Here is a 25,930-nt window from a genome sequence, read left to right as displayed (position 1 = left end):
CAAACTGTTCATGCTAGCCATCTTTAAGAAAGAGATCAACCAGTTTTTCAGCAGTGTTACGGGCTATGTAGCCATCATACTGTTTTTGCTGGCGAATGGATTAATGTTGTTCGTGTTTCCGGAAACCAGCTTACTCGATACCGGGTATGCCAACCTGGATCCGCTGTTCAACCTGGCGCCGCTCATTTACCTGCTGCTCATTCCAGCCATTACCATGCGCTGCTTCGCAGATGAATTCAAAACCGGTACAATGGAATTACTAAGCACCAAACCACTCACCGGCTGGCAGATTGTAATGGGCAAATTCTGGGGTAGCCTGCTCATTGTAGCCATCTCCCTGCTTCCTACTATCGTTTATTACTTTGCCATAAAACAATTAAGTGTAGATAACCAGTTGCTTGATACCGGCGGTATTATCGGTTCCTATATCGGCCTGTTATTGCTGGGAGCAACGTTCACAGCCACCGGCATCTGGTCTTCTTCCTTAACCAATAACGCCATGATTGCCTTTCTCATCGCACTGTTTACCTGCTTTATTCTTTACAACGGCTTCGATGCCGTTAGCAAAATACCGGCCTTCAGCGGTGGAGCCGACTACTACCTGCAAATGGCGGGGATCAAATTTCATTATGCCTCCATCAGCCGCGGCGTAATAGATAGCCGTGATATTGTTTATTTTATCAGCATCATAGGCCTGATGCTCTATCTTACTAAATTATCCCTGCAAAGAAAACTCTGGCAAAACGGTTAATAACCGTCCTTACTAAACAACATGGCTACACGAAAAAAATACATACAACGTGCAATAGCAGTAATACTGGTACTCACGGGCATCAATATAGCAGCAGCTTACTTTCATGGCAGATGGGATCTGACAGCAGAAAAAAGATATACCCTCACCGCCAGCACCCGGCAAATGCTCCGCAAACTGGACAGCCCGGTGGAAATTGAAGTATTCCTCAAAGGCGACTATCCCGCCAGCTTCCGCCAGCTGGCACAGTCTACGTCAGAACTGCTGGAAGAGTTCCGTGAATATGGTAAACAAAACCTCCGGTTTACATTTATCAATCCGGGACAGGGCCTTACAGACTCCGCACGCATGAAGTTTCTCGGTGAACTCACCGCACAGGGCATCATGCCTTTTAATATGAAGGTACAGCAGGAAGCCAACGACGGCTTCGCCGAGAAGCTGATCTTTCCCGGCGCACTGGTCCATTACAAAGGCAAAACAATAGGAGTGAATCTCCTGAAAAACCAGGGCGGGCAAGATCCCCTGCAAACCATGAACAGCTCGGAAGCCTTGCTGGAATACCAGTTTGCCTACGCGATCCACAAATTGCAGGAAAAGGAAAAGCCACTCGTAGGGTATATGCTGGGCCACGGGGAATCGCTCGGCGCCGAAGTATACGACGCACTGAGCACCCTTCAAACCAGCTATGGGCTGGATACCCTCACCCTGCAGGCAGCGTCTTACATACCCCGCGATTTTAATGTCATCCTCTTTGCCAAACCCGCAGGCGCCTTCTCGGATGCAGATAAGTTCAAGATAGATCAATACGTAATGAACGGGGGCAAGGTGCTGTGGTTCCTCGATGAATCCAGCGCCAGTATGGACAGTCTTCATGAACATCCTGAATTTTTTGCGATGGATCGCGGACTGAACCTGGAAGATCTCCTCTTCCGCTACGGTGTGCGTATTAACCAGGACCTGGTGCTGGATCTGCAAAGCGATGTAGTGCCGTTGGTAGTGGGCAATGTGGGCAACCGGCCGCAGATACAGCCCATGCCGTTTCCTTATTTCCCGATGCTGATGCCTACCAAAGCGCATCCCATTGTAAAAAATCTGGATATGGTACTGAGCCGCTTCGTAAGTTCTATCGATACCATAAAAAATGACGCCATCCGCAAAACCATACTGCTCACCACGTCCAGGAACAGCCGTACTACGCGGCTGCCGGCGCAGGTGAGTTGGGACATCGTGAAAACGCAACCCAATCCACGGGAATACCGCCAAAAATACCTGCCCACAGCCGTTTTGCTGGAAGGGAAATTCACCTCGCTGTTCCGCAACCGGGAAAACCCTGATGCGGTGAATCAGCTGTTCCACGCATCCGGGCAGTCTTTCAAAGAATCCGGCGACACTATCAACAAAATGATTGTGGTCAGCGATGGCGATGTAATTGCCAACGCCGTATCCCGCAAGGAAGGCCCGCTGCAAATGGGCATCAATGAATTTAACCCGGGCTTTGCCTTTGCCAATAAAGAATTTTTTCTCAACTGCCTGGAATATCTCAGCGGTAACAGCGGTATCATGGAAGCCCGGAACAAGGAGCTGACACTGCGTTTGCTGGATGGGGAAAAAATCCGGCAGGAAAAAACCAAGTGGCAGGTGATCTGTTTCCTGGTGCCCGTTGGACTGGTTTTATTATTTGCAATGGTATTCCAGTTTATACGTCAACGTAAATTTACTGAATAGCCTGAAGTGCTGTAAGCCACTGGCTTTCAGGGCTTATAGCAGTGGATGCTTAATGGAAATGGCAACCTTAAACCGGAAACCTAGCTGCCGTTTTCCTATCTTTGCTGCTCATAAAATGCAATCACGTGGGAAAAACAGAGATAACATATCTGGTATTTTTTATTGTGATCATCCTGGCGTTAGTATTTGACCTTGGTTTTTTTAGTAAGAAAAATACAAAGACAAGTCTCAAAACAGCGCTGTGGCAAAGCATTTTCTGGGTAGTTTTATCTATGCTCTTTTTTGGGTTCATGTGGCTGGAAGACGGCGCAGAACCCGCCATCAGCTTTTTGAGCGCGTACCTGATGGAGAAATCCCTGTCGATAGATAATATCTTTGTGTTTGTACTCATCTTTAGTTTTTTTAAGATAAAAGAAGAGTACTATTCCCGGGTATTACTGATAGGTATACTGATGGCCATTATTTTCAGGGCCATATTTATCTGGCTGGGAATTGCGCTCATACAAAAGTTTGAATGGATATTATACATTTTCGGTGCTTTTCTCATTTACACCGGTATTAAAATGTTTGTCACAAAAGATGATGATGAATTTAAACCGGAAGAGAATGCGATTTACCGTTTTATGAATAAATACATGCGGGTAACCACGGAAGAGCCGAAAGGCAGGTTTGTGATCCGTAAACATAATAAGGCATATCTTACTACGTTATCACTGGTTGTAGTGATGCTGGCAGTAACAGATATCTTATTTGCGGTAGATTCTATTCCGGCTGTATTTGCCATATCACGTGATCCGATGGTAGTATATACCTCTAACATATTTGCGGTTTTGGGACTCAGGTCCCTGTTCTTTTTACTGAGGGGAGCGGTAGATAAATTTGAATACCTGCCCCAGGGTATTGCCATCGTCCTGGTTTTTATAGGACTGAAAATGCTGGCTGAGTATTTTTTGCACAAGCACGATATTCAAATACCGGTATATGTATCATTAATAGTGATAGTGCTATGCCTGGGAGGTTCCATCCTCTATTCTCTCTATCATCAGAAAAAAGAAGTACCGGAAGGAGAAGCGAAGTAAAAAGCAGCGCAGACATTAGTTTTGCAGCAGCTAAGTGATTATTCAAACCTGATAAACGTGTATAACGCAGCAAGCATCAACAAGACTTTGAAAGGGGAATTGTTGCAAGAGACCGGATTTTCTGAAATTGACCATCTTTTATTGGACAGCAGGAAGCTCAGCTTCCCCGAAACATCTCTGTTTATTCCATTGGTTAGCCCGCGGCGCAACGCGCATCAATACATTGAAGAATTGTACCGCAAAGGGGTAAGTAATTTTGTAGTGAGTGAACCAGTGCCACTGGAGAAGTATCCTAAAGCCACCTTCATTCTCGTAAAAGACACCCTGCAGGCGCTGCATGCACTGGTAGCCTTTCACCGGCAGCAGTTCCACATACCCGTTATTGGCATCACCGGCAGCAACGGCAAAACCATTGTAAAAGAATGGCTGTACCAGCTGCTGGAAAAGGATTACAATATTGTTCGCAGTCCTAAAAGCTATAACTCCCAGATAGGAGTACCGCTTTCTGTATGGCAAATGAAACCGGAACACCAGCTGGCTATCTTTGAAGCCGGCATTTCACAACCCGGTGAAATGGTGAACCTCGAAAAGATTATCCGCCCCACCATCGGCATCTTCACCAACATCGGGGAAGCCCACAGCGAAGGGTTCTTAAATATCCGCCAGAAAATAAATGAAAAGCTGGTGCTGTTCGCCAAAAGCGATATTCTCATTTACTGTAAAGACTATCTTGCCCTCAATGAGTGTGTGCTGGCCTTTCACAACCAGGTAGGCAAAAAGGAAAACCAGGAAGGCGGACCGGAATTATTTTCCTGGTCACGGAAAACAGATGCCGACCTCCGGGTTACCAATGTGGATAAACTGGATAACCATACCCGCATAGATGCCCTCTACAAACAGGAACCATTGCATTTCCAGATTCCTTTTGTGGATGAAGGCTCTATCGAAAATGCCATTCACTGCCTGGCACTCATGCTGTACATGGGCAAGGAGCAATCCGTTATCCAACAACGGATGGATCAGCTCAGCAATATTGCCATGCGCCTGGAACTGAAACAGGGGATCAATAACTGCTCCGTGATTAACGACAGTTACAGCCTGGATCTCGGCTCCTTAACCATTGCGCTCGACTTCCTCCAGCAACAGCAGCAGCACGCCACCCGCACCGTTATCCTCAGCGATATCCTGCAAAGCGGTAAAAGCGATGCCACCCTGTATGAAGAAGTAGCAGACCTCCTGCAAAAGAAAGGCATCAATAAATTAATCGCCATCGGTAAAAATATAGGCAGGGAGAAAAAAAGCTTCCAGCAGATAGAAGGACTGAAAACACAGTTCCTCACCACTACCGACGAATACATACAACAATTCAATGCGGATGACTTCCAGAATGAAACCATCCTGGTAAAAGGCTCCCGCATCTTCCAGTTTGAACGCATCGGCAAACTGCTGGAACAAAAAGCGCATCAAACCATCCTGGAAATCAATCTTACCGCTATTTCCCATAACGTAAAGCTGTACCAGTCGCTGCTAAAGCCCAACACCAAATTAATGGCAATGGTAAAAGCGTTTTCCTATGGCAGCGGCAGTTTTGAAATAGCCAACCTCCTCCAGTTTCACGGAGTAGACTACCTCGCAGTAGCCTATGCAGATGAAGGAGTAGAGCTGAGAAGAGCCGGTATTACCATGCCTATTATGGTCATGAACCCTGAACCCGCCAGCTTTGATGCCATCCTCCACTGGAACCTGGAGCCGGAAATCTATTCCATGCAGATCCTCCTGCAGTTTATGGAAGAAATCACCACAGCAGGTAAAACGGAATTTCCTGTTCACATAAAGCTCGACACCGGTATGCACCGCCTGGGCTTTGTGAAAAGTGAAATTGCCGAGCTGGCACAAATACTCACCGCCACCCCGCTGATGAAAGTACAATCCATTTTCAGCCACCTGGCCGCCAGTGAAGATCCCGCCAAGGATGCCTTCACGCAGCAGCAGGGCCGGTTGTTTTATGATATGAGCCATGAACTGCAAAAGGCACTGGGCTATACCGTGATCCGCCATATTGCCAACAGCGCCGCTATCAGCCGCCATCCTGATCTGCAGCTGGATATGGTACGCCTCGGCATCGGCATGTATGGAATCGACAGCAGCAACGGGATCCAGGACCAGCTTCGCAATGTAAGCACCCTGAAAACAACCGTGGCCCAGCTGAAACACCTGGTAGCCGGTGATACCGTGGGTTATGGCGCCAAATGGGAAGCCAAAGGCCCCGCAGTAACCGCTACCGTACGCATTGGCTATGCCGATGGCTATCCCCGCAGGCTGGGTATGGGCGTTGGCAAAATGCTGGTACGGGGCAAACTGGCGCCCGTGGCCGGTGTAGTGGCTATGGATATGCTCATGCTCGATGTAACACATATCCCGGATATAGAAGAAGGGGATGAAGTCATTGTTTTTGGCCAGGACTTGTCCGTACAGGACCTATCCGCCTGGGCTGAAACCATTCCCTATGAAATATTAACAGGAATTTCACAGCGCGTAAAAAGGGTATATTTCCAGGAATAATGATATTGCAGGCTTCGACTTTGAAATAAACTATTATTTTTGATAAAATTCTAATATCAGTTGAAATATCGTCACGTAGTATTTATCGTTATCCTGATCCTGGTTATTGACCAGACACTGAAATTCTGGATCAAAACGCATATGTTTATGCAACAGGAGTTTGTGATTTTCCCCAATTGGTTCCGGATCCATTTTATTGAAAATGAAGGAATGGCTTATGGTCTTAAATTCGGAGGCGACTTCGGGAAGATCCTTCTTACCCTGTTCCGCCTGGTGGCTGTAGTGGTAGGTTTTGTGTACATGAAAAAGCTTATCAAAGAAAAATACAGCACGGGCCTCCTGATTTGTGGATCCCTGATCCTGGCAGGAGCAGCCGGCAACCTGATAGATAGTATGTTCTATGGCCTTATTTTCAACGATAGCATAGGGTATGAAGTATCGAAGTTTATGCCTGCCGGCGGCGGTTACGGTAGCTTTTTACACGGCCGCGTGGTGGATATGTTGTACTTCCCCATTTATGAAGGTTACCTGCCTAAATGGGTGCCGTTTAAAGGCGGCGACTACTTCGTGTTTTTCCGCCCGGTATTTAACGTAGCTGATGCAGCTATTTCTATCGGCGTAATCACTATCCTGCTGTTCCAGAAACGGTTTTTCGGAAAACATATGCAGCCTAAAGCCGTTGAACATCCCGTGGCAAAAGATCACGTAGTTTAAATTACTATCTTACTTATATGTAAAAGCGTTCGCCGGTGGTGAACGCTTTTTTTATGCCGGGCCCTGCTGGTATTTTTATGGGCTTAGGGAGATGACAAACAAAATATCCGTCTTTCATTTTGTCGATTATTCGATTTTTTCCGTAAAATGCTCAAAAAGCGAATTTGCCAGGCACCTGCAAATACCCCTAAGTGTATGGGGAGTGTATGGGAAGTGTATTGTGAGTGTATGGGGAGTGTATGGGGAGTGTATGGGAAGTGTATTGTGAGTGTATAGGAACTGTATGGGGACTGTATAGGGAATACGACACATAGACGACTCCTAAGTATCCAAGAAGTATCGGAGAAGTATGCGATAAGTAACAGGGGCATATTCATTCAATGCTGCAACAATTCTTCTTCAAAAAAAAACACAGCCCGCAAACCCTTCACCCTGAAGAGGTTATAAGCTCAACTGCGCTCCTGGCCGCAGTTCCCGGCCCTGCTTTTTCCAAATAATCCCCCCATTTGCTTTGAAATGAAAAATACCCGGATTATATTTGTCTACTAATTCTATAGACTATATGATAATCGTTTTTACAAATCATTCATTTTCAGCACGATGTTGCGGCACGGCATCGTAAAAGGTCCCCTTATCATTTTTTATCATTCCAGAATCAATAATGTTTACAGCACATGCAAAAGTTTTTAATGCTGGCAAAATACCTGTTTTTAATTTTGGTATTCAGTCCGGTACTGGTACACGCTCAACTTAACGGGTCTTATGTAATTCAGGGTAAAATTACAGACGATCACGGGGTAGCGCTTCCCGGTGCCTCCGTACAAATCAAAGGCACTTCATTCGGCGCTCAAACAGATACCACCGGCCGCTTTGAAGTTACCACCAACTCCAAATTTCCGCTGAAGCTGGTAATCAGGCTCATAGGCTATCAGCCCCAGGAGTTTGAAGTAAAAAGCAGCAGCAGCAAACTGGCCATCCAGTTATATACACAATCACTGCTGGTAAATGAAGTAGTAGTATCCGCTTCCCGTCAGCAGGAAAAACTGCTCCGGTCGCCGGTAGCCATCGAAAAATTGGACATCAGGGCGCTGAAAGAAACCCCTTCGTCTACTTTCTACGACGCCCTCGGTAACCTGAAAGGCGTACAAATGACCACTGCGGGTCTTACCTTCAAAGTATTCAACACCCGTGGCTTCAACGTTCCCAACAACTTCCGCTTTATGCAGCTGGTAGATGGTGTGGATAACCAGGCCGCTACCCTCGGCGTACCGCTGGGTAACGCCATCGGCCCCACGGAGCTTGATATTTCCAGCGTGGAAGTTACCCCCGGCGCATCTTCCGCCCTGTATGGCATGAACGCCATCAACGGAATGTCCAACCTCATCACTAAAAACCCCTTCCAATACCAGGGCGTAAGCGTATACCAGAAAGTAGCCGTAAACCACGTTGGTGACGACGGTGGTGCCAAGTTACTCACGGAAACGGCTGTACGCTATGCACAGCAATACTCTTCCTGGTTTGCATGGAAAATTAACCTGAGCTACATGCAGGGTACCGACTGGTACGCTGACAGCCACAACGACTTTTCCCCGCAATCCAAAGCCAACCCCGACTTTCCACAACTCAGCGGCGCCAACAACATCGCCAACGACGCCTGGAACAAATATGGCGATAACTCCAACCTCCAGGTAATTGATAAAGACGGACGCGCTTACAACGTGCACCGCACCGGCTACTGGGAAAAAGATATCGTGGGCGACTTTACCGTTAAGAATAAAAAAGCCGACGTTTCTTTCAATTTCCGCTTACCGCACAAACTGGAACTGTCTGCTTCCTACCGCTACGGCGAAATGGACGGCTTCTTCCAACGTGGTAACCGTATCGGCCTCAGAGGCGTAACCGTACAAAACGGTAAACTGGAACTCGTACACCCCGACTTTACCGTGAGGTCCTACATCTCCATTGAAAATACCGGCGATTCCTATAACATGAATCCCCTGGCCGACAACCTGGAGAAGTCATTCAAAACAGATAAAAAATGGCTGTCTGATTATACTTCCGGCCTGAACAACGCGCTCACCGCAGGTTCCGACCTGGTGGCCGCACACGCCGCTGCCCGCGCCTTTGCAGACGCCGGCAGATGGACACCCGGCACCCCCGCATTTGATGCACAGGTAGCCAAAATAAAAAGTATCAACGACTGGGATATTTACCCTACTTCCAAAAACCCTGAAAACACCAGTGGCGGCGCCGCTCTCCTCCAGAAGAGCCGCTTCTACCACACGGAAGGTACCTGGAACCTGCGTAAATACATCCACTTCGCGGATGTACTGGTAGGCGCTGATTACCGCACCTACGAAATTATCCCCGATGGCAACAACTTCGTGGATTTCTCCCGCCCTGCCGACAAACGCAATGAGCCAGGTGGTAAACACATCTGGTACGGCAAATACGGCGGCTTCGCACAAATCAGCAAAACGTTTTTCAACGACGCATTAAAGCTCACCGGCTCCCTGCGCTACGATAAAAACGAACAGTTTGATGGTAAAGTAAACCCACGTATCGCGGCAGTTTACAGCATCAAAGACAAACATAACTTCCGCCTCTCCTGGCAAAACGGATTCCGCTTCCCATCACTGTTTGAAGCTTACTCCTTCGTAAACAACGGCCAGGTAAGACGTGTAGGCGGACTCGCTTTCATTGAAGAAGGACTCGGTTACTTTAAAAACTCTTTCCTCACCAGCTCAGTAGATGCATTTGGCGTAGCAGTAAATAAAACCATCAATGCCGAGCACATCTCCAAAGATGCCGCCGCTGCAAAAAATGCAGGCATATTAAAAGTAGCGAACCTCGATCCTATCGTTCCGGAACAGATCACTTCGTTTGAAGCCGGCTATAAAGCAGTACTGCTCGATAACAAACTCTTTGTCGATGTAGATGGCTACTATAGCTCCTACAAACACTTCATCGGTCAGATTGAAGCGGTAGTACCTAAAACAGGTAACGTTAACAATCCCGATCAAACAGTGCTGAACCAGATGCTGGATAAGTCTTTACAGAATCGCTACCGCGTATGGACCAACAGTAAATCTACCGTAAACAACTACGGATTCGCGGTGGCTGTTACCTACGATCTGTATAAAAACTACACCATCAGTGGTAACGCCAACTACAACAAACTGGCGCAGGACAAAACAAAAGATGATGCGTTGATCCCCGGCTTTAATACACCAGACTGGTTCACCAACGTAAGCTTGGGTAACCGCAATGTGTACAAAAACATCGGCTTCAACGTGGTTTGGCACTGGCAGAATACTTTCTACTGGCAGAACCTCTTTGGTAACGGCGACGTGCCTTCCTACAACACAGTAGATGCGCAGATTACCTATCGCGTACCAAAAATCAAAACATCCTTTAAACTGGGTGCTTCCAATATCCTCAACTCTAAATACTTCCAGTATGTGGGCGGTCCAACCATCGGTGGATTATACTACCTGGCGTTAACATACGACAACGTTTTTCAGAGGAAATAATAGTTGCTGAGATACAGGGGTGCAGTAATATAACTGCATCCCCTGTTTTTAAAAACTACATAAAATAACTGGTATGACTACACGAACAACAGCCGTTGCAGGCACCGTCACCGAAAAGCCGCAGTCCTCCTTCAAATGGTGGCAGATCGCTGTTGTATCGTTGTTACTGGCTACCGTACTCATTGCCCTCTATTACTACGAAGTACCAGATGCCGTACAGGGAGATGTACGCCGGTTCTTTCACTCTCTTTTTACAACAGAGCTGCTGTTTTATATTGTGGTGGGGTTATGCGCGCAACTGGTAGATGGCGCGTTGGGTATGGCTTACGGCGCTACCTCCTCTTCTTTATTGCTGGGACTGGGCGTATCTCCTTCAGTAAGCAGCGCCAGCGTGCATGTGGCAGAAGTATTTACCACCGGCGCATCGGGGTTCGCCCATTTTAAACTGGGCAACGTTAATAAGAAACTGTTTTTGTGCCTGCTGATCCCCGGAATGATCGGAGCCATCTCCGGCGCATACCTGCTGTCAGATAAAATAGACGGAGATGTAATAAAACCCTTTATCAGCGCATACCTGCTGGTACTCGGCATTATCGTGATCCGGAAAGGCATCCAGAAAAATAAAAGAAAAACCAAAACAAAAAGACTCGGACCACTGGCTTTTGCAGGCGGATTTATGGACGCCATTGGCGGTGGAGGATGGGGCCCCATTGTTACTTCCACTTTGCTGAGTAAAGGCCGTACCGTACATTATACCATTGGTTCTGTAAATGCAGCAGAGTTCTTTATTTCACTTTCCAGCGCGGCCACCTTCCTGATCTTCACGGGTATCTCCAGCTGGCAGGTAATTGTGGGCCTGGTAATCGGCGGGGTGATCGCCTCTCCGTTTGCAGCCATCCTGGTACGGAGAATAAAGCGCAAACCATTAATGATTATGGTAGGCGTCCTCATTATAATACTGAGCCTGCGTACAATTATCGCTACCCTACTTCACCTCGTTTAGCAATACGCCTTCTTTTTCAAAACTACGTATATTGCTCAACGTTACCTCTGCTATCTGCTTGAGCGCTTCTTTTGTAAAAAAGCCCTGGTGGGCGGTTACCAGTACATTAGGGAAAGTGGTTAATCTTGATAATACATCGTCCTGGATAATACTTCCGGAGAAGTTCTGAAAAAACAGGTGTTCTTCCTGCTCATACACATCTATTCCAAGCGCGCCTATATGGCTGTTTTTAAGCGCTGCTACTACTGAAGCAGTATCTATTAATCCGCCACGACTGGTATTGATCAGCACTACGCCCATTTTCATGGATGCAATGGAGTTTGCGTTAATCATATGCCGTGTACTCTCCATCAGCGGGCAATGCAGCGATATCACATCCGACTGCGCAAAAATAGTATCCAGCGATACATACTTTACACCTAACTCTACCAGCTCTTCGTTTTCATAAATATCATGTGCATACACCTTACAGCCGAATCCCAGCATGATCCTGCAAAATACTGCGCCTATGTTACCCGTACCCACTACGCCGATCGTTTTACCAAAGAGATCAAAACCTTCCAGTCCGCTCAATGTAAAGTTGCCATCACGTACACGATTATACGATTTATATATTTTCCGGTTCAGTGCCAGGAGTAAGGCTACCGCATGTTCTGCCACCGCATGGGGCGAATAGGCAGGCACCCGCACTACTTTAATACCTGCTGCTGCGGCGGCTTTCAGATCTACATTATTGAAGCCGGCGCAACGTAATGCAATAAGACGTACCCCTTTTTGCTGAAGCTCGTTGATGACGGTCGCATTCACTTTATCATTCACAAATACACAGATCACCGCTTCATCTTTTATCAGGGCAGCATTATCTTCATTTAACTGCGCCTCGAGGAAACGGAAACGGTGCGCTCCCTGCTGGTTGCCCTGGTTGAAGTAATGAATATCGTATGGCTGCGCGCTGAAAAAGAGTATATCCATGATCGTTGGGCTTGTTTGCATTGAAGGTAACAAAAAAAGAGCCCCGTTATTAGCGGGACTCTCTTCTTCCATAAATATGATCTGTTATTACTTGATTTCTCCTACCATGTGTGCAGGCACTACCCACTCATCAAATTCAGCCGGGGTTACATAACCCAGTTTCACGGCCATTTCCTTGAGGGTAGTTCCTTCCTTGTGGGCTTTCTGCGCAATTTCAGCTGCTTTGTAGTAGCCAATTTTGGTATTCAGTGCAGTTACCAGCATCAGGGAATTTTCCACATGTTTTTTGATATTGGCTTCAATAGGTTCGATGCCTTCCGCGCATTTATCGTTGAAGCTTACGCAGCCATCGCCGATCAGTCGTGCAGAGTGCAGGAAGTTGAAGATCATTACCGGCTTAAATACGTTCAGTTCAAAGTGACCGTTGGAACCGCCGATACTGATGGTAACATCATTACCCATTACCTGGGCCGCAATCATGGTGAGGGCTTCACACTGGGTTGGATTTACTTTACCCGGCATGATAGACGATCCCGGTTCATTGTCGGGAATATGAATTTCGCCGATACCTGCGCGTGGGCCGGAGCTGAGCATGCGTATGTCGTTGGCTATCTTCATTAAACTTACAGCAACTGTTTTCAGCGCGCCATGTGCTTCCACAATGGCATCGTGTGCTGCCAGGGCTTCAAATTTATTCTCAGCAGTAATAAAAGGCAACCCGGTTAACAGGGCAATATTCTTTGCCACGTTCTCAGAATAACCTTTAGGCGTATTGATGCCGGTGCCTACCGCAGTACCACCCAATGCCAGCTCGCTCAGGTGAGCCAGTGAATTGTTGATCGCTTTCAGGCCATGATTCAGCTGGGCTACGTAGCCGCTGATTTCCTGTCCCAGTGTAAGCGGCGTAGCATCCATGAAGTGGGTACGGCCAATTTTTACTACGTTTTTAAACGCTTCTGCCTTTTTCGCCAGCGTATCGCGGAGCTTTGTAATACCGGGAATGGTTACTTCCTGCAGCATTTTATAAGCAGCGATGTGCATAGCGGTAGGGAAGGTATCGTTGGAGGACTGCGATTTGTTCACATCATCATTCGGGTGAACAAATTTGTCCTTATCAGTAAGCTGACCGCCATGAATTACGTGAGCGCGGTAAGCCACCACTTCGTTTACGTTCATGTTAGACTGTGTACCGGAGCCTGTTTGCCATACTACCAGCGGAAACTGGTCGTCCAGTTTACCTTCCAGGATTTCATCGCAAACCTGACCAATCAGATCACTTTTTTCCTTAGGCAGTACACCTGCTTCGAGATTGGTGATAGCTGCCGCTTTCTTCAGGTAAGCGAATGCCTTGATAATTTCTTTCGGCATTTTGTTGATATCCTGTGCGATCTTGAAATTTTCAATGGAGCGCTGTGTTTGAGCGCCATAATAGGCATTTACAGGCACTTTAACCTCGCCCATTGTGTCTTTCTCTATTCTGAATTCCATGACTTAAACTTTTAAGGCTACAAAAGTACGGCTTTACGGGTTGGGCAGCAAGCTATTCCCCGGTAAAATTCGCCTGTCTTTTCTGGATAAAGGCGGCGGCGCCTTCCTGCAGATCCTTTGTAGCGAAGCAGGCCCCGAATTCTTTCAGCTCCATCTCAAAGCCATCCTGGTCCTTATCCAGTGCGGCATTAGCGCATTTAATTACACGGGCTACTGCCAATGGCGCTTTTGTTTGTATTTTTTGTAAGATGGAAGCGGCTTTGGGCAGCAATTCTTCGGGCTTTAAAACATGGTTTACCAGTCCCCATGCCTGTGCCTCAGTGGCATTGATCATATCCCCGGTGAGCATCAGTTCCAGGGCTTTCCCTTTTCCTATCAGCTGCGTAAGGCGCTGGGTGCCGCCATAGCCGGGAATGAGCCCGAGGTTTACTTCCGGCTGGCCAAATTTTGCATTGTCGCTGGCAATCCGGAAGTGGCAGGCCATCGCCAGTTCGCAGCCCCCGCCCAGTGCAAAGCCGTTTACGGCAGCTATGATGGGCTTAGGGCTGTTTTCTATACGCTGGAAAATTACATGGCCTTTCTTGGCCAGCTCTTCTCCCTGTTTATCTGATAAAGTAAGGAACTCGCTGATATCTGCACCTGCCACAAAAGCTTTATCACCTGCGCCGGTAATAATGGCGCCCTTGATTTGCCGGTCGCTGTATATTTCATCCACAGCCAGCGCCAGATCAGCCAGCACCTGCTGGTTGAGGGCATTCAGCTTTTCCGGGCGGTTGATGGTGATGGTGAGGATATTGTTTTCCAATTGTGTGCTTAACGTCTGATACATGTGCCGTATTTTAGTTTATCAATATTAAGCAATATTCAATAACCTAACGAATCAGCCCGATAGCCGCCTCCAATTGCTTATCCCGCCCGGTTTCCAGGGAGACAGCATCATATTTCACTTCTACATCCGGTGGAAATCCGACCCCTTCATAAATCTTCCCATCGCGGTATTTCAGCATCAGCGACGAAGTATACACCAGGTTGATATAATCAGTGGAGAACTGCCCGCCATTGTAATATATGTTGCTGGTCAGCGGGCCATTGGCGCCCCAGGTACGTTCCCCTACAAAATGTCCGTTGGGCAGCGATTTCACGGCCATGGTGGTCATTTCCGCCATGCTTACGGACCAGGCATCAGCCAGCATCACAATAGGCGCCGTAATATTCCGTGCACCTGCCTGTGGCGTTACAAAAGCCGGCGCCCACGGCGAATAATCCAGCCGGCCATTGCCCTGCTTGGAGCGGGTATAACCAAAATCCAGCTGCTTGTCGATCATTCTTCCCAATAAAAAATTAAGATCTGCCAGATCTCCGCCGCCATTACCGCGTACATCGATGATCACTCCTTTAATGTTGGCAGTATTTTTCAGCTTATCAAAGAAATATTGCTCTACTGTTTTCACACCATTGGCGGTATCTGTGTTATACAGTGTTTTCAGGTTAAATCCGCTGAAAAAGAAATACAGGATGTCCTGGTTGATAGTACCGGAAACCGCTACATACTGTGCGGTTGTACCTACATTGGTAAAGCCTCTCACAGCGCCGGCATCAAGATACCCACGTGGCACATCGTTGTAAAAATGGAAGATACTGATAGGATCATGATAATCCGGGCTGGCCACTTTACGCTGGTATGCCGGATTAATACTGAAAGAATCCGCTAACCAGGAATCTTTGAATGTAAGATCGTAGTGGGAGTCCACCAGGCCGGCGGTCATCTCCTTAAAATAAGTATATCCTTTTCTGACATCTGTTGAATCATTGAGATTTAATTTTGCAAACAGCGGTTTATACTGTTTATACACCCGGTCCCAATCGGTGGTATCTATGTCCCAGAACACATAGTTATTATTCATGCCGTTCCAGTAAGAATCAAATACTTCGCTGAAATTTCCGGAGATGGTGTTGGCAGGATCGTTTATTTCGGGTAAGTCTTTGCGGCAGGAAGCGGATACGCATACTGCGATCAGGGCAATAATATATACATTAAGATGTTTCATCTCAGTAAGATTAACTGTTAACAAATTTATTCTGCGGAAGAACCGTGGAAGATGTTCCGGATGTTAAACATGCATCCGGCCTGGAGCACGTAAGTATCGTTGTAGCGGGGGATCTGGTTGATCATGTAATTTTTCTGCTGATCCGATAACCCGTAATAATAGCGGGCTTCTACAAAGAAACGGTATTTCTGCTGCAGCCGGTATTCTATACCGGCGCCTGCCAGCAGCCCGAGTTCAATACGACGATCACGGCGGCTGTCGAAGGAATACTTCTCATCATATTTGTAAGCCTGGTTAAACTGCAAATAATCGTACACCTGTTCATTGTCCGGGATCTCCGGCCCATCGTCAAAAACGTTGGCCATTGCGCCTTTAATGCGGCCGCTCATCCAATAGGCGGCATAACCACCGGCATTAAAAAAACCTCTCAGTTTACTGCCTCCGAAAGAGAAATGCGCCATCAATGGCAGCTGGATATAACTGTTGGTATTTTTTTGATAAATACCTTCAAAGAAATGATCCCTGCTTTGCTCATAATTTTTCTGAATGTAAGAAGGATCGGCTTCAATAGCGAACCAACCGTTGAAATGGTATTGAATAGGAATCCCTACTACAAACCCACCCAGGTCCTCATACTTTGTAAAGGCCCTGTACCCGGTGCTGGTATGCAGGTAGTTCCGGTTGTAGCCTCCTGAAATCCCGACTTCAAATTGCGCATGGGCGCCATACGCGCACAGGAATAGCGCGACGAATAAGCATAGTTTCCGTTTCATATGGTTCTTATTTTGGTGATAACTGCTGTCGACAAAAAAAAACCGGAACTAATTTTACAATTAGTTCCGGTTTGCCAAAAATAGCGGATATATTTCTTAATAATTTACTTCAAACTCTGCTTTGCCGTTTTTCATCTTCATATAGTGTCTTTTTCTCTTTACTTTAAAGTAATCGATACCGCTGAAGTTATATCCGAGGGTAACGAACATCATATTTGCCTCCAGGTTCTTATAAGGATAAACGGAGTTACCGGCTTTATCTTTTGTTTTAAAGTCCTGGTTAAAGAAATTCTGCGGGTAGTATTGCACTTTCAGTCCGAAGCCGGGGTTAATGCGGAACCCGGCAAACAGGGATGGCATCAGCAGCGGCGTACGGTCGCTGAACCATTCATTGAATTTATGGACCTTATCGCCATCTACAAATTGTTTCTCTTTATAATTAACAGCCATATCTATTTCTCCACCGGCAAAAAAGAAGAAGCTGCCGGAAGTAACATCGCCGATCTTTATCCCCACCGGAATACCGATAGTATATACGCGCTGCTTCAGTTTCAGGGAGTCGGCAGGTTTTGAGATCAAACCAATATTCTTGATGTTGATGCCTGTAAACACACCAAAGTTTTTGGAGAAGTCTTTATTAAAGTTAGAGCCCACATTAAAAAAGAGGGTAAACCGCGGGATATTGCGCATGTGCTCCCCGTTTTCTTTCATAGAAGCAAAGGACAGCAGGGGACCGTCGCCGCCGTGGGTTACGTATACCCCTTCCCGGTGTTTGGGATATTTTCCGAAAATGATGGAAAAAACGGTTTTTGCGCCGGTGGTATCGGCGGGGGCAGCAGCATTGGCTGAATCTTTTTTATCCTGGGCAAATGCACTACAACACAACGTCAACAGTAGCAGGAATAACGGGCATAACTTACATTTCATAATACGGGTGTTATGGTTTTTTAGATATTTGGTGGACTATTTCCACTAAAGACGACCCGGTTCAGAAAATGTTACGGCAATAGGGAAATATTTTTAAAAATTCCTGTGACTGGCCACCCAGCCGGTGATATACTCGGAAATATCTTTGGTATTGGTGCCGGGAGGGAACAGTTTTCCAACCCCCATTTCCTGCAGCGTTTCCATATCGGCATCGGGGATAATACCGCCACCGGTAAGCAGTACGTCGTTCATACCCTTTTCCTTCATTTGGGCAATGATCTTGGGGAATACGGTCATATGGGCGCCGGAGAGGATGCTGATGCCAATAGCGTCCACATCTTCCTGCAGGGCAGCATTCACCACCATTTCCGGGGTTTGGCGTAAGCCGGTATATATTACCTCCATTCCGGCATCCCGCAGTGCTGCCGCAATTACTTTTGCGCCCCTGTCGTGGCCATCCAGGCCCACTTTAGCTACCAATACACGAACAGGACGATTTAACGGGTTGACCATACCATTATCATATTAAGGAAGTAAATGTACGAAAAAGCAGAAAGCTTAAGCTCTCGGCTTTTTTGTACATTTGCCGTCCAAGATAAAATCATTATGAGCGAAGAAAGATCCCTCAACTTTATAGAACAAATTGTTGAAGAAGACATAGCGAACGGCGTTAATGACGGAAGGGTACTGACCCGTTTTCCGCCGGAACCCAATGGCTACCTGCATATAGGTCATGCCAAATCCATTGTGCTGAACTTTGGACTGGCCCAGAAATACAATGGAAAAACCAATCTCCGCTTCGATGATACCAACCCGGTAACAGAGGATACTGAATACGTGGATTCTATCAAAGAGGATATCCGCTGGCTGGGATTTGAGTGGGAGAAGGAATTGTATGCCTCCGACTATTTTGAACAACTCTACGCATTTGCCGTAAAAATGATAGAAAAAGGACTGGCCTATGTAGAAGATGCCAGCGCCGATGAAATTGCCGCTGCCAAAGGTACCCCCACCGTACCCGGCACCCCCACTCCGGCCAGAAGCCGCTCCGTAGCGGAAAACCTGGACCTGTTTGAGCGGATGCGCAAAGGCGAATTCAAAGACGGGGAAAAAACACTCCGCGCCAAAGCAGACCTGGCTTCGCCTAACATGCACATGCGCGACCCGCTCATGTATCGCATTAAACATGCCCATCACCACCGTACCGGCGACAAATGGTGCATCTACCCGATGTATGATTTTGCGCACGGACAAAGCGATAGCATCGAACATATTACCCATTCCATTTGTACACTGGAGTTCATCCCGCATCGCCCGCTGTACGACTGGTTCATCAAAGAACTGGACATATTCCCCAGCCGCCAGTACGAGTTTGCCCGTTTAAACCTCACTTATACGGTGATGAGTAAACGAAAACTGAAACAACTGGTGGAAGAAGGTCATGTAAACGGATGGGACGATCCCCGCATGCCTACCATCAGTGGCCTGCGCCGCCGAGGTTACACGCCCGCCAGCATCCGCCAGCTCTGCGAACGTGTAGGCGTACAGAAACGTGATAACATGATTGAACTCGGCCTGCTGGAATTCTGTATCCGCGAAGAGCTGAACAGAACCGCCAACCGCGTAATGGCAGTACTGGACCCGGTAAAACTGGTGATCACCAACTACCCCGAAGGACAGGTAGAAGAAATGGCCGCCGACAATAACCCGGAAGATGAAAACGCAGGCTCCCGTACCCTGCCTTTCAGCAATACCCTGTACATTGAGCGGGAAGACTTCATGGAGGCGCCTCCTAAAAAGTTCTTCCGCCTCGGCCCCGGCCTGATGGTACGTTTGAAAAATGCCTATATCATCAAAGGCGAAAGCTTTGAAAAAGATGCCGACGGCAACATCACTACCATTTACGCCACCTACCTGCCCGAAAGCAAAAGTGGCGGCGACCAGAGCGGCTTAACCGTTAAAGGCACCATTCACTGGGTAAGCGCCGCACATGCTGCCACCGCCGAAGTCCGGATCTACGACCGCCTCTTTACCGTGGAAAATCCACAGGCAGAAGAAGCCGACTTTAAAACGCTCATCAACCCGGATTCGCTGCACGTCATCAAACAGGCGTATGTAGAACCAGGTTTGCTGAAGGCTACTCCCGGTGAACGTTTCCAGTTCCTGCGCAAAGGTTACTTTGTAGTGGATAAAGACAGCACTTCTGAAAAAGTAGTGTTCAACAGAACTGTAACGCTGAAAGACGCATGGGCTAAGGAAAGCGCCAAAGGAAAATAAATATTTTTTTAAAAATAGTGAAGGCCGGGCAGTTACTGTCCGGCCTTTTTATGTGTATTATTATATGTATTTTTATTTATAGTAAATCACTTTATATGGCTAAAACCAATATAGATTTAGATGATAAGCTGATCAAAGAAGCGATGAAGCTTAACAAGGGTAAAACCAAAGAGGAAGTGGTAAACGAAGCGCTGAGGAAATATATTCTGGGAATCAACCAGCGCAAATTTTTAGACCTGAAGGGAAAGATTGAATGGGACGGAGATTTAAACGAAATGCGAGGTAAATGATGCAACCACTACTCTTCGACACATCCGTATGGATTGATGCTTTACGGCGGAAAGAAACGCCACAAACCAATCTGTTAACTCATTATCTCGATAATGATTATGAAATTCCGCTTATTCCCATTGTTGTGCAGGAGTGTTTACAGGGAATAAGAGATGATGCCCAGCACCATAAAGTAAAAGAAACATTCCGCCGTTTTACAAGACTGGAAATAGCGCCTATGGCTGTCGCTATGGGCGCCTCTGCATTATTCCGCTCACTCCGCAAAAAAGGTGTTACCATTCGCAAAAGCAACGATTGTGTAATCGCTTTTTATGCATTGAGCTTTGATCTGGAAGTGGTGCACAACGACAGCGACTTTGAGCTGATCAGCACGCACTCGGAATTAAAAACCTGGAAAAATAACTAAATAATTAAGGCTAAGCGACTCTTCATCGCTTAGCCTTAATCTATTTGAAACTAATAACAATTCTACTTAAACGCCTCCAGTCCCTTTGCAATCCTGTTACGGGTTTCCGCTATACCGAGCGTAGCCACAATATCAAATACAGGAGGGCCGAATTTACCACCGGTCAGCATAATACGGAACGGCAGTTGCACATCTCCCATTTTAAGATTCTTTTCAGCAGCCAACGCTTTGAAGGCAGCTTCCAGATCGGCTGCGGGAGCGGCAGACAATGACTCCAGCTGTTCAGACCATGCATGGAAAAATGCTTCTTTATCGGCATTCCATTTTGGTTTCACTGCCGCTTCATCATAGCTGTCCGGGCTTTGGAAGAAGAAAAATCCATGATCCCATATTTCATTTACAAAATAGCAGCGTTCTTTTACTAACCCTGCTACGGTAGCTACATAAGCCGGATCGGCAATAACGCCCTTTTCGTCCAGCACGGGCTGGAACAAGGCGGCCAGGCTTTCATTGTCTTTGTGATGAATATACTGATGGTTAAACCATTTGGCTTTTTCAAAATCGAATTTAGCGCCGGCCTTATGTACACGTTCCAGGGAGAACTTCCGGATCAGTTCATCCAGGGAAAAAATTTCCTGTTCGGTACCATCGTTCCAGCCCAGCATAGCCAGCATATTAATAAATGCTTCCGGCAGGAAACCACGTTCACGGAAACCTTTCGTTACTTCTTTGCTCACAGGATCTGTCCAGTTCATGGCGTATACGGGGAAGCCTAAACGATCGCCGTCGCGTTTGCTCAGTTTACCATTGCCATCCGGTTTCAGGATCAGTGGAAGATGCGCCCATTGCGGCATATCTGCTTCCCAGCCCAGGAATTTCCACAGCAGGAGATGTACCGGCGCCGATGGCAGCCACTCTTCTCCGCGGAAAGCATGGGTGATTTTCATGAGATAGTCGTCTACTACCACAGCAAGGTGATAGGTAGGCATACCATCTGCTTTCAGCAAAACTTTATCATCTACCTGCGAGGTATGAAAGGTTACTTCTCCACGAACCAGGTCGGTAAAAGTAATTTCTTCATTGGCAGGCATATTTATGCGGATCACATGCGGCGTATTCTTCACCAGCAGTTCCTGTACTTCTGCATCGGAAAGTGTAAGGGAATTACGCATTTTTGCCCGTACAATATGGTTGTACTGGGGAGAAGGATTCTCCGGCGTTTTCAGGCGCTCACGCATACTTTCCAGTTCTTCCGGGGTATCGAAAGCGTAGTAAGCATGACCGGCTTTTACCAGCTGTTCTGCATATTGACGGTATAAATGCTTACGCTCACTCTGACGGTAAGGCGCAAACGGTCCGCCTGCTTCCGGACTTTCGTCAGGAGTAAGGCCGCACCAACGCAAGCATTCATTGATATACTCTTCCGCTCCGGGAACGTAACGGGTTTGGTCTGTATCTTCTATACGCAGCACAAAATCGCCTTTATGCTGCTTCGCAAATAAATAGTTGAACAATACAGTGCGTACACCTCCAAGATGTAGGCCACCAGTAGGACTGGGCGCAAAACGCACTCTTACTTTTTTGTGATCCATAGGCCGCAAAGATAAGGATTTAGCTTTTAGGTGGGAGTTATTGTACCGGAGATATTGGGAGATTAAAATTTTTTAATACGAAGTCCTGCTAACAGACATTAAGTATATTGCGGTACTAAAGCTCATCGCTAAAAAGCCAAAGGCTATATGTTCTATCTTACTAAAACTCCCGGCATCCTGAAAGCCTTATATAAAAGCTGTGTCTGGAATCTGTCTCCGGCAGGTAATAAGGTATATCTTACTTTTGATGATGGCCCGCATCCACAGGCAACGCCCTTTGTGCTGGAGCAACTGGCAAAGTTCAACGCCAAAGCTACTTTTTTCTGTATCGGGAAAAATGTGGTGGAGTATCCCGCTATCTATCAGCAGATCCTGGAAGCAGGGCATACCACCGGCAATCATACCCATAACCATCTGAACGGGTGGAAAACCAACACCGAAAAATATCTTGAAAACGTGCTGGAAGCAGCAAAATATATTGCCTCCCCGTTGTTCAGACCACCCTATGGCAGGATTACTCCCTTCCAGATCCGTCAGATCAGGAATAAAATTCCGGGCGCTAAAATTATTATGTGGGATATCCTCAGTGGTGATTTCGATACGCAGATCAACGGGGAAGCCTGTGTGCAGAACGTAGTATTCAAATTGCAGCCGGGATCTATTGTAGTATTTCACGACAGCACCAAAGCCTGGGACCGGCTGGAGTATGCGCTGCCGCGGGTACTGGAGTATTGCAGGAAGCAAAAATTTGAAGTAGCAGCAATCTTATAATTATAATAACTGTTGCTGATAAGTGAGTTTATCAGCAACAGTTGAGCAGGTTTTTATAACTTGATCTCTTTGGTTTTATCTCCCACTGTAATCGTAACAGGATCGGTACATTTACCATTCCCATAATCAATTACCCCGGTTACTTTATCAAATTCAACCTTCAGTTTCCCTTTAACGAAATGCTGGCAATCAAATATTTTTACCAGTGCTTCCTGTGTTGTAAAAGTGGCTGTAACACCGGTTACAGGACCTTTCTCATAAGAAATGCTGGCATTTCCTTCTACAGTAAACACGTCATCAGACGGATTTAACAAGGGTGTTACCGGGTCAAATCCTGCCGTTTGCTTAATGGTTTTCTTACTGGCGTAGTTGATCACAACAGTATCGCTAAGCGTTACTTTCCCACCGGTTAATTCAGTGGTATACTGGATACCGGTTGTTTTGCTGTAGCTAACGCCACTGATGGTAAACAGTCCTTCTATGGATTTGCCGTTGATTTTATAACCATCGGGCTCCACCCGGATGACAGAAGCAGGGCTAAATAACGGACCGCTGAAAGTAACATTCAACACGCCGCTACGGCTCACACCATAATTGTCGAGGCACGACCCACCAAAATCGATCTTTACTTTTTTAGGCCATTGGTCAGGATTGGTGGCATCCAGTAGCTCAGCTACCGGGCAGGAGGGCGAGGTGGTAACGGCCAGCGCATTGTTTATATTATCCGCCTTGCGGGCAGTAAACAACCCTTGTGTAATGGCTACTTCTGCCACGGTTTCAAAAAGTCCGCTGTACATGGCGCTGGCAGCCGCTTCGTGTTGTGCAGCAGCAATAGTATTATTATCTGATTGGTTATTCGGCGCCGTATCTGTGGTTACTTCTTTCTTACAGGCAAAGAAAATGGTGACTACCGCCACGCTGGTGAAGGTCCACGCCAGCACACGATTTGTACTGAAATAGCTTTTCATAGTTTAGGTTTTATTAGCAATTAGGTTTTTCGGTCTTTACCTTTGTAGTAATAAAGATACTGCTTAAATATTAAAGAAATTACAAATTTAATAAAATAATTATTATGCTTTGGATAGATACCCACACGCACCTTTATTCTGAAGAATTTGAGGCAGACCGGGAAGAGATGGTAGCGCGTGCCTTAGCAGCGGGGGTAGATAAACTGTTTTTGCCGAATATAGATGAGAGTTCTATCGAAGGGATGCTGGCGCTGGAAGCGAAGCACCCGGATCATATTTATGCGATGATGGGGATACATCCCTGTTATGTAAAAGAGGAGGTAGATGAGCAGCTGGACCTGGTAAAGGCCTGGTTACAGCAGCGTTCTTTCAAGGCCATCGGGGAAATAGGACTGGATTTTTACTGGGATAAATCCCTGCTTATCCAGCAATACAAGGCTTTCCAGGAGCAGCTGATGCTGGCGCGGGAGTATGGGCTGCCGGTATCCATCCATAGCCGGGAAGCTACACGGGAATGTATCAACGAAGTAAAAGCTCTACAAGATGGCCGTTTAAGCGGGGTTTTCCACTGTTTTTCGGGTACCCTGGAGGAAGCAAAGGAAATCATTGACCTGGGCTTTTACCTGGGCATAGGCGGGGTAGTTACTTTCAAGAAATCCGGTTTGGATAAATTGCTGGAGGAAATAGACCTGGCGCACATCGTAATGGAAACAGACGCTCCCTATCTGGCGCCGGTTCCTTATCGTGGTAAACGCAACGAAAGTGCGTACCTCCCGCTGGCAGGTGAAAAGGTGGCAGATATAAAAAATCTAAAAATTGCAGACGTTGCAGATATAACAAGCAGCAATGCCCGGAAATTATTCAAAATGCTCTAACTGTTTAGTGAATACCTTTGCAGGCAATGGCTAATAGCACAATGAGTAAAATTCTGATTATTTACACGGGCGGTACTGTAGGTATGATCTACGATGATAAAACCAAAGCTCTGCGCCCGATCGGCTTCAATGAAATAAGGAATAATTTACCGGAACTATACCGGATGGGCATCGATTTTTATGTGTACGCATTTAATCCGCCTATAGATTCATCAGACATGCAGCCGGAGATATGGGTGGAACTGGCCAGTATTATTGAAGACCGGTACGACCGGTACGATGGCTTTGTAATCCTGCACGGCTCGGATACAATGGCCTTCACGGCATCTGCCCTGAGCTTTATGCTGGAAAACCTGTCGAAGCCTGTTATCTTAACCGGTTCCCAGCTTCCCATCGGCAAAATACGCACAGATGCCAAAGAGAATATTATTACGGCGATGGAAATAGCCTGCAGCCGGCATAATGGCACTACTATCTCTATGGTGCCGGAAGTATGTATTTACTTTGATTTCTCCCTGTTCAGAGGCAACCGTTCCAAAAAATATAATGCGGAAAAGTTTGAGGCATTCTATACCATGAACTATCCTCAGCTCGCGGAAGCCGGTATCGATATTAAATTCAAACACCAGTTTATTTTACCGCCACCTACACTACCACTGAAGGTGCATAAGGAACTGGAAACAAATATCACCGTACTGAAATTATTTCCGGGCATTACCAGGAGAGCGGTAGAAGCCACGCTTGGCGTATCCGGTTTGAAAGGTGTGATCATGGAAACCTTTGGTAGTGGTAACACCAATACACAGCCCTGGTTTATTGAAAGCATTAAGAAGGTGATCGATCACGGCGCCATCGTAGTAGATATCACCCAATGTGACGGCGGATCTGTGGAATTGGGCAAATATGAAACCAGTCAGCACTTAATGGAAATTGGTGTAGTGAGCGGGCATGATATGACCTTTGAAGCAGCAGTCACCAAATTGATGTTTGTATTGGGTCAGGGCTTGTCTGTGGCCGATGCAAAGGTGATGCTGGAAACGTCGCTGCGGGGTGAATTAACGCCAATCGAAGTATACTAAATATCTTTTTACGGAAGCTTATACAGGCGGGAGATACAATCAGTTGTACTTCCGCTTTTTTTTATCTTGAATATTTAAGGTAAATTTAAATATCAC

22 protein-coding genes are annotated in these 25,930 nt (G+C 46.7%); 13 read left to right on the top strand and 9 right to left on the bottom strand.

Annotated features, from left to right (window positions below; translation table 11 throughout):
* Window positions 1-10 precede the first annotated feature (10 nt).
* The 7 genes from gldF to PV783_RS05410 all read left to right on the top strand — a co-directional run bounded on the left by gldF (window position 11) and on the right by PV783_RS05410 (window position 11,367).
* Window positions 11-751 (top strand): gliding motility-associated ABC transporter permease subunit GldF, encoded by a 741-nt coding sequence (gldF, locus tag PV783_RS05440; RefSeq protein ID WP_079469736.1) that lies wholly within the window; start codon window positions 11-13, stop codon window positions 749-751.
* Window positions 752-772: 21 nt separating this feature from the next.
* Window positions 773-2,476, top strand: coding sequence for a gliding motility-associated ABC transporter substrate-binding protein GldG (gene gldG, locus PV783_RS05435; RefSeq protein ID WP_363431634.1), 1,704 nt, complete (start codon window positions 773-775; stop codon window positions 2,474-2,476).
* Window positions 2,477-2,601: 125 nt separating this feature from the next.
* Window positions 2,602-3,555, top strand: coding sequence for a TerC/Alx family metal homeostasis membrane protein (locus PV783_RS05430; RefSeq protein WP_079469738.1), 954 nt, complete (start codon window positions 2,602-2,604; stop codon window positions 3,553-3,555).
* A gap of 57 nt (window positions 3,556-3,612) precedes the next feature.
* Window positions 3,613-6,117: a bifunctional UDP-N-acetylmuramoyl-tripeptide:D-alanyl-D-alanine ligase/alanine racemase gene (locus PV783_RS05425; RefSeq protein ID WP_079470073.1), complete on the top strand. Its 2,505-nt coding sequence runs from the start codon at window positions 3,613-3,615 to the stop codon at window positions 6,115-6,117.
* Between the two features lie 60 nt (window positions 6,118-6,177).
* Complete coding sequence (locus tag PV783_RS05420) at window positions 6,178-6,831, top strand: lipoprotein signal peptidase (RefSeq protein WP_079469739.1); 654 nt, start codon at window positions 6,178-6,180, stop codon at window positions 6,829-6,831.
* Between the two features lie 674 nt (window positions 6,832-7,505).
* Window positions 7,506-10,364: a TonB-dependent receptor gene (locus PV783_RS05415; RefSeq protein WP_079469740.1), complete on the top strand. Its 2,859-nt coding sequence runs from the start codon at window positions 7,506-7,508 to the stop codon at window positions 10,362-10,364.
* 73 nt (window positions 10,365-10,437) lie between these two features.
* Window positions 10,438-11,367: a sulfite exporter TauE/SafE family protein gene (locus PV783_RS05410; RefSeq protein WP_336387851.1), complete on the top strand. Its 930-nt coding sequence runs from the start codon at window positions 10,438-10,440 to the stop codon at window positions 11,365-11,367.
* Here the strand turns inward: PV783_RS05410 and PV783_RS05405 are convergent.
* From PV783_RS05405 to PV783_RS05375, 7 genes are all read right to left on the bottom strand, one after another.
* The gene (locus PV783_RS05405) at window positions 11,350-12,339 is read right to left on the bottom strand and encodes a 2-hydroxyacid dehydrogenase (protein ID WP_420987341.1); all 990 of its coding nucleotides are present in this window, start codon (window positions 12,337-12,339) and stop codon (window positions 11,350-11,352) included. The two genes, PV783_RS05410 and PV783_RS05405, sit on opposite strands and share 18 nt — an antisense overlap.
* 87 nt (window positions 12,340-12,426) lie before the next feature.
* Window positions 12,427-13,827, bottom strand: a complete 1,401-nt coding sequence (fumC, locus tag PV783_RS05400; RefSeq protein ID WP_111576988.1) for a class II fumarate hydratase — start codon at window positions 13,825-13,827, stop codon at window positions 12,427-12,429.
* Between the two features lie 52 nt (window positions 13,828-13,879).
* Window positions 13,880-14,656: an enoyl-CoA hydratase/isomerase family protein gene (locus PV783_RS05395; protein WP_420987340.1), complete on the bottom strand. Its 777-nt coding sequence runs from the start codon at window positions 14,654-14,656 to the stop codon at window positions 13,880-13,882.
* A gap of 43 nt (window positions 14,657-14,699) precedes the next feature.
* On the bottom strand, window positions 14,700-15,875 hold the full coding sequence (locus tag PV783_RS05390; protein ID WP_420987339.1) for a S41 family peptidase: 1,176 nt from the start codon (window positions 15,873-15,875) through the stop codon (window positions 14,700-14,702).
* A 26-nt stretch (window positions 15,876-15,901) separates the two neighbouring features.
* Window positions 15,902-16,648 carry a porin family protein gene (locus PV783_RS05385; protein ID WP_420987338.1) on the bottom strand — a complete coding sequence of 249 codons (747 nt, stop codon included), beginning with the start codon at window positions 16,646-16,648 and terminating at the stop codon, window positions 15,902-15,904.
* Between the two features lie 96 nt (window positions 16,649-16,744).
* A complete protein-coding gene (locus PV783_RS05380) occupies window positions 16,745-17,575 on the bottom strand; it encodes a hypothetical protein (RefSeq protein WP_420987337.1) in 831 nt (276 codons plus the stop codon).
* A 93-nt stretch (window positions 17,576-17,668) separates the two neighbouring features.
* On the bottom strand, window positions 17,669-18,088 hold the full coding sequence (locus tag PV783_RS05375; protein ID WP_079469748.1) for a cobalamin B12-binding domain-containing protein: 420 nt from the start codon (window positions 18,086-18,088) through the stop codon (window positions 17,669-17,671).
* Window positions 18,089-18,181: 93 nt separating this feature from the next.
* Between PV783_RS05375 and PV783_RS05370 the strand changes: the two genes are divergently transcribed.
* The 3 genes from PV783_RS05370 to PV783_RS05360 all read left to right on the top strand — a co-directional run bounded on the left by PV783_RS05370 (window position 18,182) and on the right by PV783_RS05360 (window position 20,549).
* A complete protein-coding gene (locus PV783_RS05370) occupies window positions 18,182-19,852 on the top strand; it encodes a glutamine--tRNA ligase/YqeY domain fusion protein (protein WP_111576992.1) in 1,671 nt (556 codons plus the stop codon).
* A 95-nt stretch (window positions 19,853-19,947) separates the two neighbouring features.
* Window positions 19,948-20,142, top strand: coding sequence for a type II toxin-antitoxin system VapB family antitoxin (locus PV783_RS05365; RefSeq protein ID WP_111576993.1), 195 nt, complete (start codon window positions 19,948-19,950; stop codon window positions 20,140-20,142).
* The gene (locus PV783_RS05360) at window positions 20,139-20,549 is read left to right on the top strand and encodes a type II toxin-antitoxin system VapC family toxin (protein ID WP_336387848.1); all 411 of its coding nucleotides are present in this window, start codon (window positions 20,139-20,141) and stop codon (window positions 20,547-20,549) included. The genes PV783_RS05365 and PV783_RS05360 overlap by 4 nt, the downstream gene beginning before the upstream one ends.
* Before the next feature lie 62 nt (window positions 20,550-20,611).
* Here the strand turns inward: PV783_RS05360 and gltX are convergent, their stop codons facing one another.
* The gene (gene gltX, locus PV783_RS05355; protein WP_420987336.1) at window positions 20,612-22,141 is read right to left on the bottom strand and encodes a glutamate--tRNA ligase; all 1,530 of its coding nucleotides are present in this window, start codon (window positions 22,139-22,141) and stop codon (window positions 20,612-20,614) included.
* 147 nt (window positions 22,142-22,288) lie between these two features.
* On the opposite strand from gltX, the gene PV783_RS05350 reads away from it, so the two are divergent.
* The gene (locus PV783_RS05350; RefSeq protein WP_079469752.1) at window positions 22,289-22,912 is read left to right on the top strand and encodes a polysaccharide deacetylase family protein; all 624 of its coding nucleotides are present in this window, start codon (window positions 22,289-22,291) and stop codon (window positions 22,910-22,912) included.
* A gap of 53 nt (window positions 22,913-22,965) precedes the next feature.
* On the opposite strand, the gene PV783_RS05345 is transcribed toward PV783_RS05350, so the two are convergent.
* Window positions 22,966-23,880, bottom strand: a complete 915-nt coding sequence (locus tag PV783_RS05345; RefSeq protein ID WP_420987335.1) for a hypothetical protein — start codon at window positions 23,878-23,880, stop codon at window positions 22,966-22,968.
* Window positions 23,881-23,984: 104 nt separating this feature from the next.
* Between PV783_RS05345 and PV783_RS05340 the strand changes: the two genes are divergently transcribed.
* Both PV783_RS05340 and PV783_RS05335 read left to right on the top strand, forming a co-directional pair.
* Window positions 23,985-24,755, top strand: coding sequence for a TatD family hydrolase (locus tag PV783_RS05340; protein WP_420987334.1), 771 nt, complete (start codon window positions 23,985-23,987; stop codon window positions 24,753-24,755).
* Between the two features lie 41 nt (window positions 24,756-24,796).
* Window positions 24,797-25,834 carry an asparaginase gene (locus PV783_RS05335; protein WP_079470075.1) on the top strand — a complete coding sequence of 346 codons (1,038 nt, stop codon included), beginning with the start codon at window positions 24,797-24,799 and terminating at the stop codon, window positions 25,832-25,834.
* Window positions 25,835-25,930: the final 96 nt, after the last annotated feature.

Origin of the sequence: Chitinophaga sp. CC14, assembly GCF_048957795.1 — a bacterium.
Taxonomy (GTDB): Bacteria; Bacteroidota; Bacteroidia; order Chitinophagales; family Chitinophagaceae; genus Chitinophaga; species Chitinophaga ginsengisegetis.
Note: the sequence above shows the minus strand (reverse complement) of the source record. Positions and strands in the feature narration are given on the sequence as shown.

Bases quoted from the DNA above. Each gene is read 5' to 3' on its own strand.
- fumC (WP_111576988.1), bottom strand. From the start codon at position 13,827: ATGGAATTCAGAATAGAGAAAGACACAATGGGCGAGGTTAAAGTGCCT.
- PV783_RS05365 (WP_111576993.1), top strand. From the start codon at position 19,948: ATGGCTAAAACCAATATAGATTTAGATGATAAGCTGATCAAAGAAGCG.
- gldG (WP_363431634.1), top strand. From the start codon at position 773: ATGGCTACACGAAAAAAATACATACAACGTGCAATAGCAGTAATACTG.
- PV783_RS05415 (WP_079469740.1), top strand. From the start codon at position 7,506: ATGCAAAAGTTTTTAATGCTGGCAAAATACCTGTTTTTAATTTTGGTA.
- PV783_RS05405 (WP_420987341.1), bottom strand. From the start codon at position 12,339: ATGGATATACTCTTTTTCAGCGCGCAGCCATACGATATTCATTACTTC.
- PV783_RS05375 (WP_079469748.1), bottom strand. From the start codon at position 18,088: ATGGTCAACCCGTTAAATCGTCCTGTTCGTGTATTGGTAGCTAAAGTG.
- PV783_RS05395 (WP_420987340.1), bottom strand. From the start codon at position 14,656: ATGTATCAGACGTTAAGCACACAATTGGAAAACAATATCCTCACCATC.
- PV783_RS05345 (WP_420987335.1), bottom strand. From the start codon at position 23,880: ATGAAAAGCTATTTCAGTACAAATCGTGTGCTGGCGTGGACCTTCACC.
- PV783_RS05360 (WP_336387848.1), top strand. From the start codon at position 20,139: ATGATGCAACCACTACTCTTCGACACATCCGTATGGATTGATGCTTTA.
- gltX (WP_420987336.1), bottom strand. From the start codon at position 22,141: ATGGATCACAAAAAAGTAAGAGTGCGTTTTGCGCCCAGTCCTACTGGT.
- PV783_RS05370 (WP_111576992.1), top strand. From the start codon at position 18,182: ATGAGCGAAGAAAGATCCCTCAACTTTATAGAACAAATTGTTGAAGAA.
- PV783_RS05340 (WP_420987334.1), top strand. From the start codon at position 23,985: ATGCTTTGGATAGATACCCACACGCACCTTTATTCTGAAGAATTTGAG.
- gldF (WP_079469736.1), top strand. From the start codon at position 11: ATGCTAGCCATCTTTAAGAAAGAGATCAACCAGTTTTTCAGCAGTGTT.
- PV783_RS05410 (WP_336387851.1), top strand. From the start codon at position 10,438: ATGACTACACGAACAACAGCCGTTGCAGGCACCGTCACCGAAAAGCCG.
- PV783_RS05390 (WP_420987339.1), bottom strand. From the start codon at position 15,875: ATGAAACATCTTAATGTATATATTATTGCCCTGATCGCAGTATGCGTA.
- PV783_RS05385 (WP_420987338.1), bottom strand. From the start codon at position 16,648: ATGAAACGGAAACTATGCTTATTCGTCGCGCTATTCCTGTGCGCGTAT.
- PV783_RS05335 (WP_079470075.1), top strand. From the start codon at position 24,797: ATGAGTAAAATTCTGATTATTTACACGGGCGGTACTGTAGGTATGATC.
- PV783_RS05350 (WP_079469752.1), top strand. From the start codon at position 22,289: ATGTTCTATCTTACTAAAACTCCCGGCATCCTGAAAGCCTTATATAAA.
- PV783_RS05380 (WP_420987337.1), bottom strand. From the start codon at position 17,575: ATGAAATGTAAGTTATGCCCGTTATTCCTGCTACTGTTGACGTTGTGT.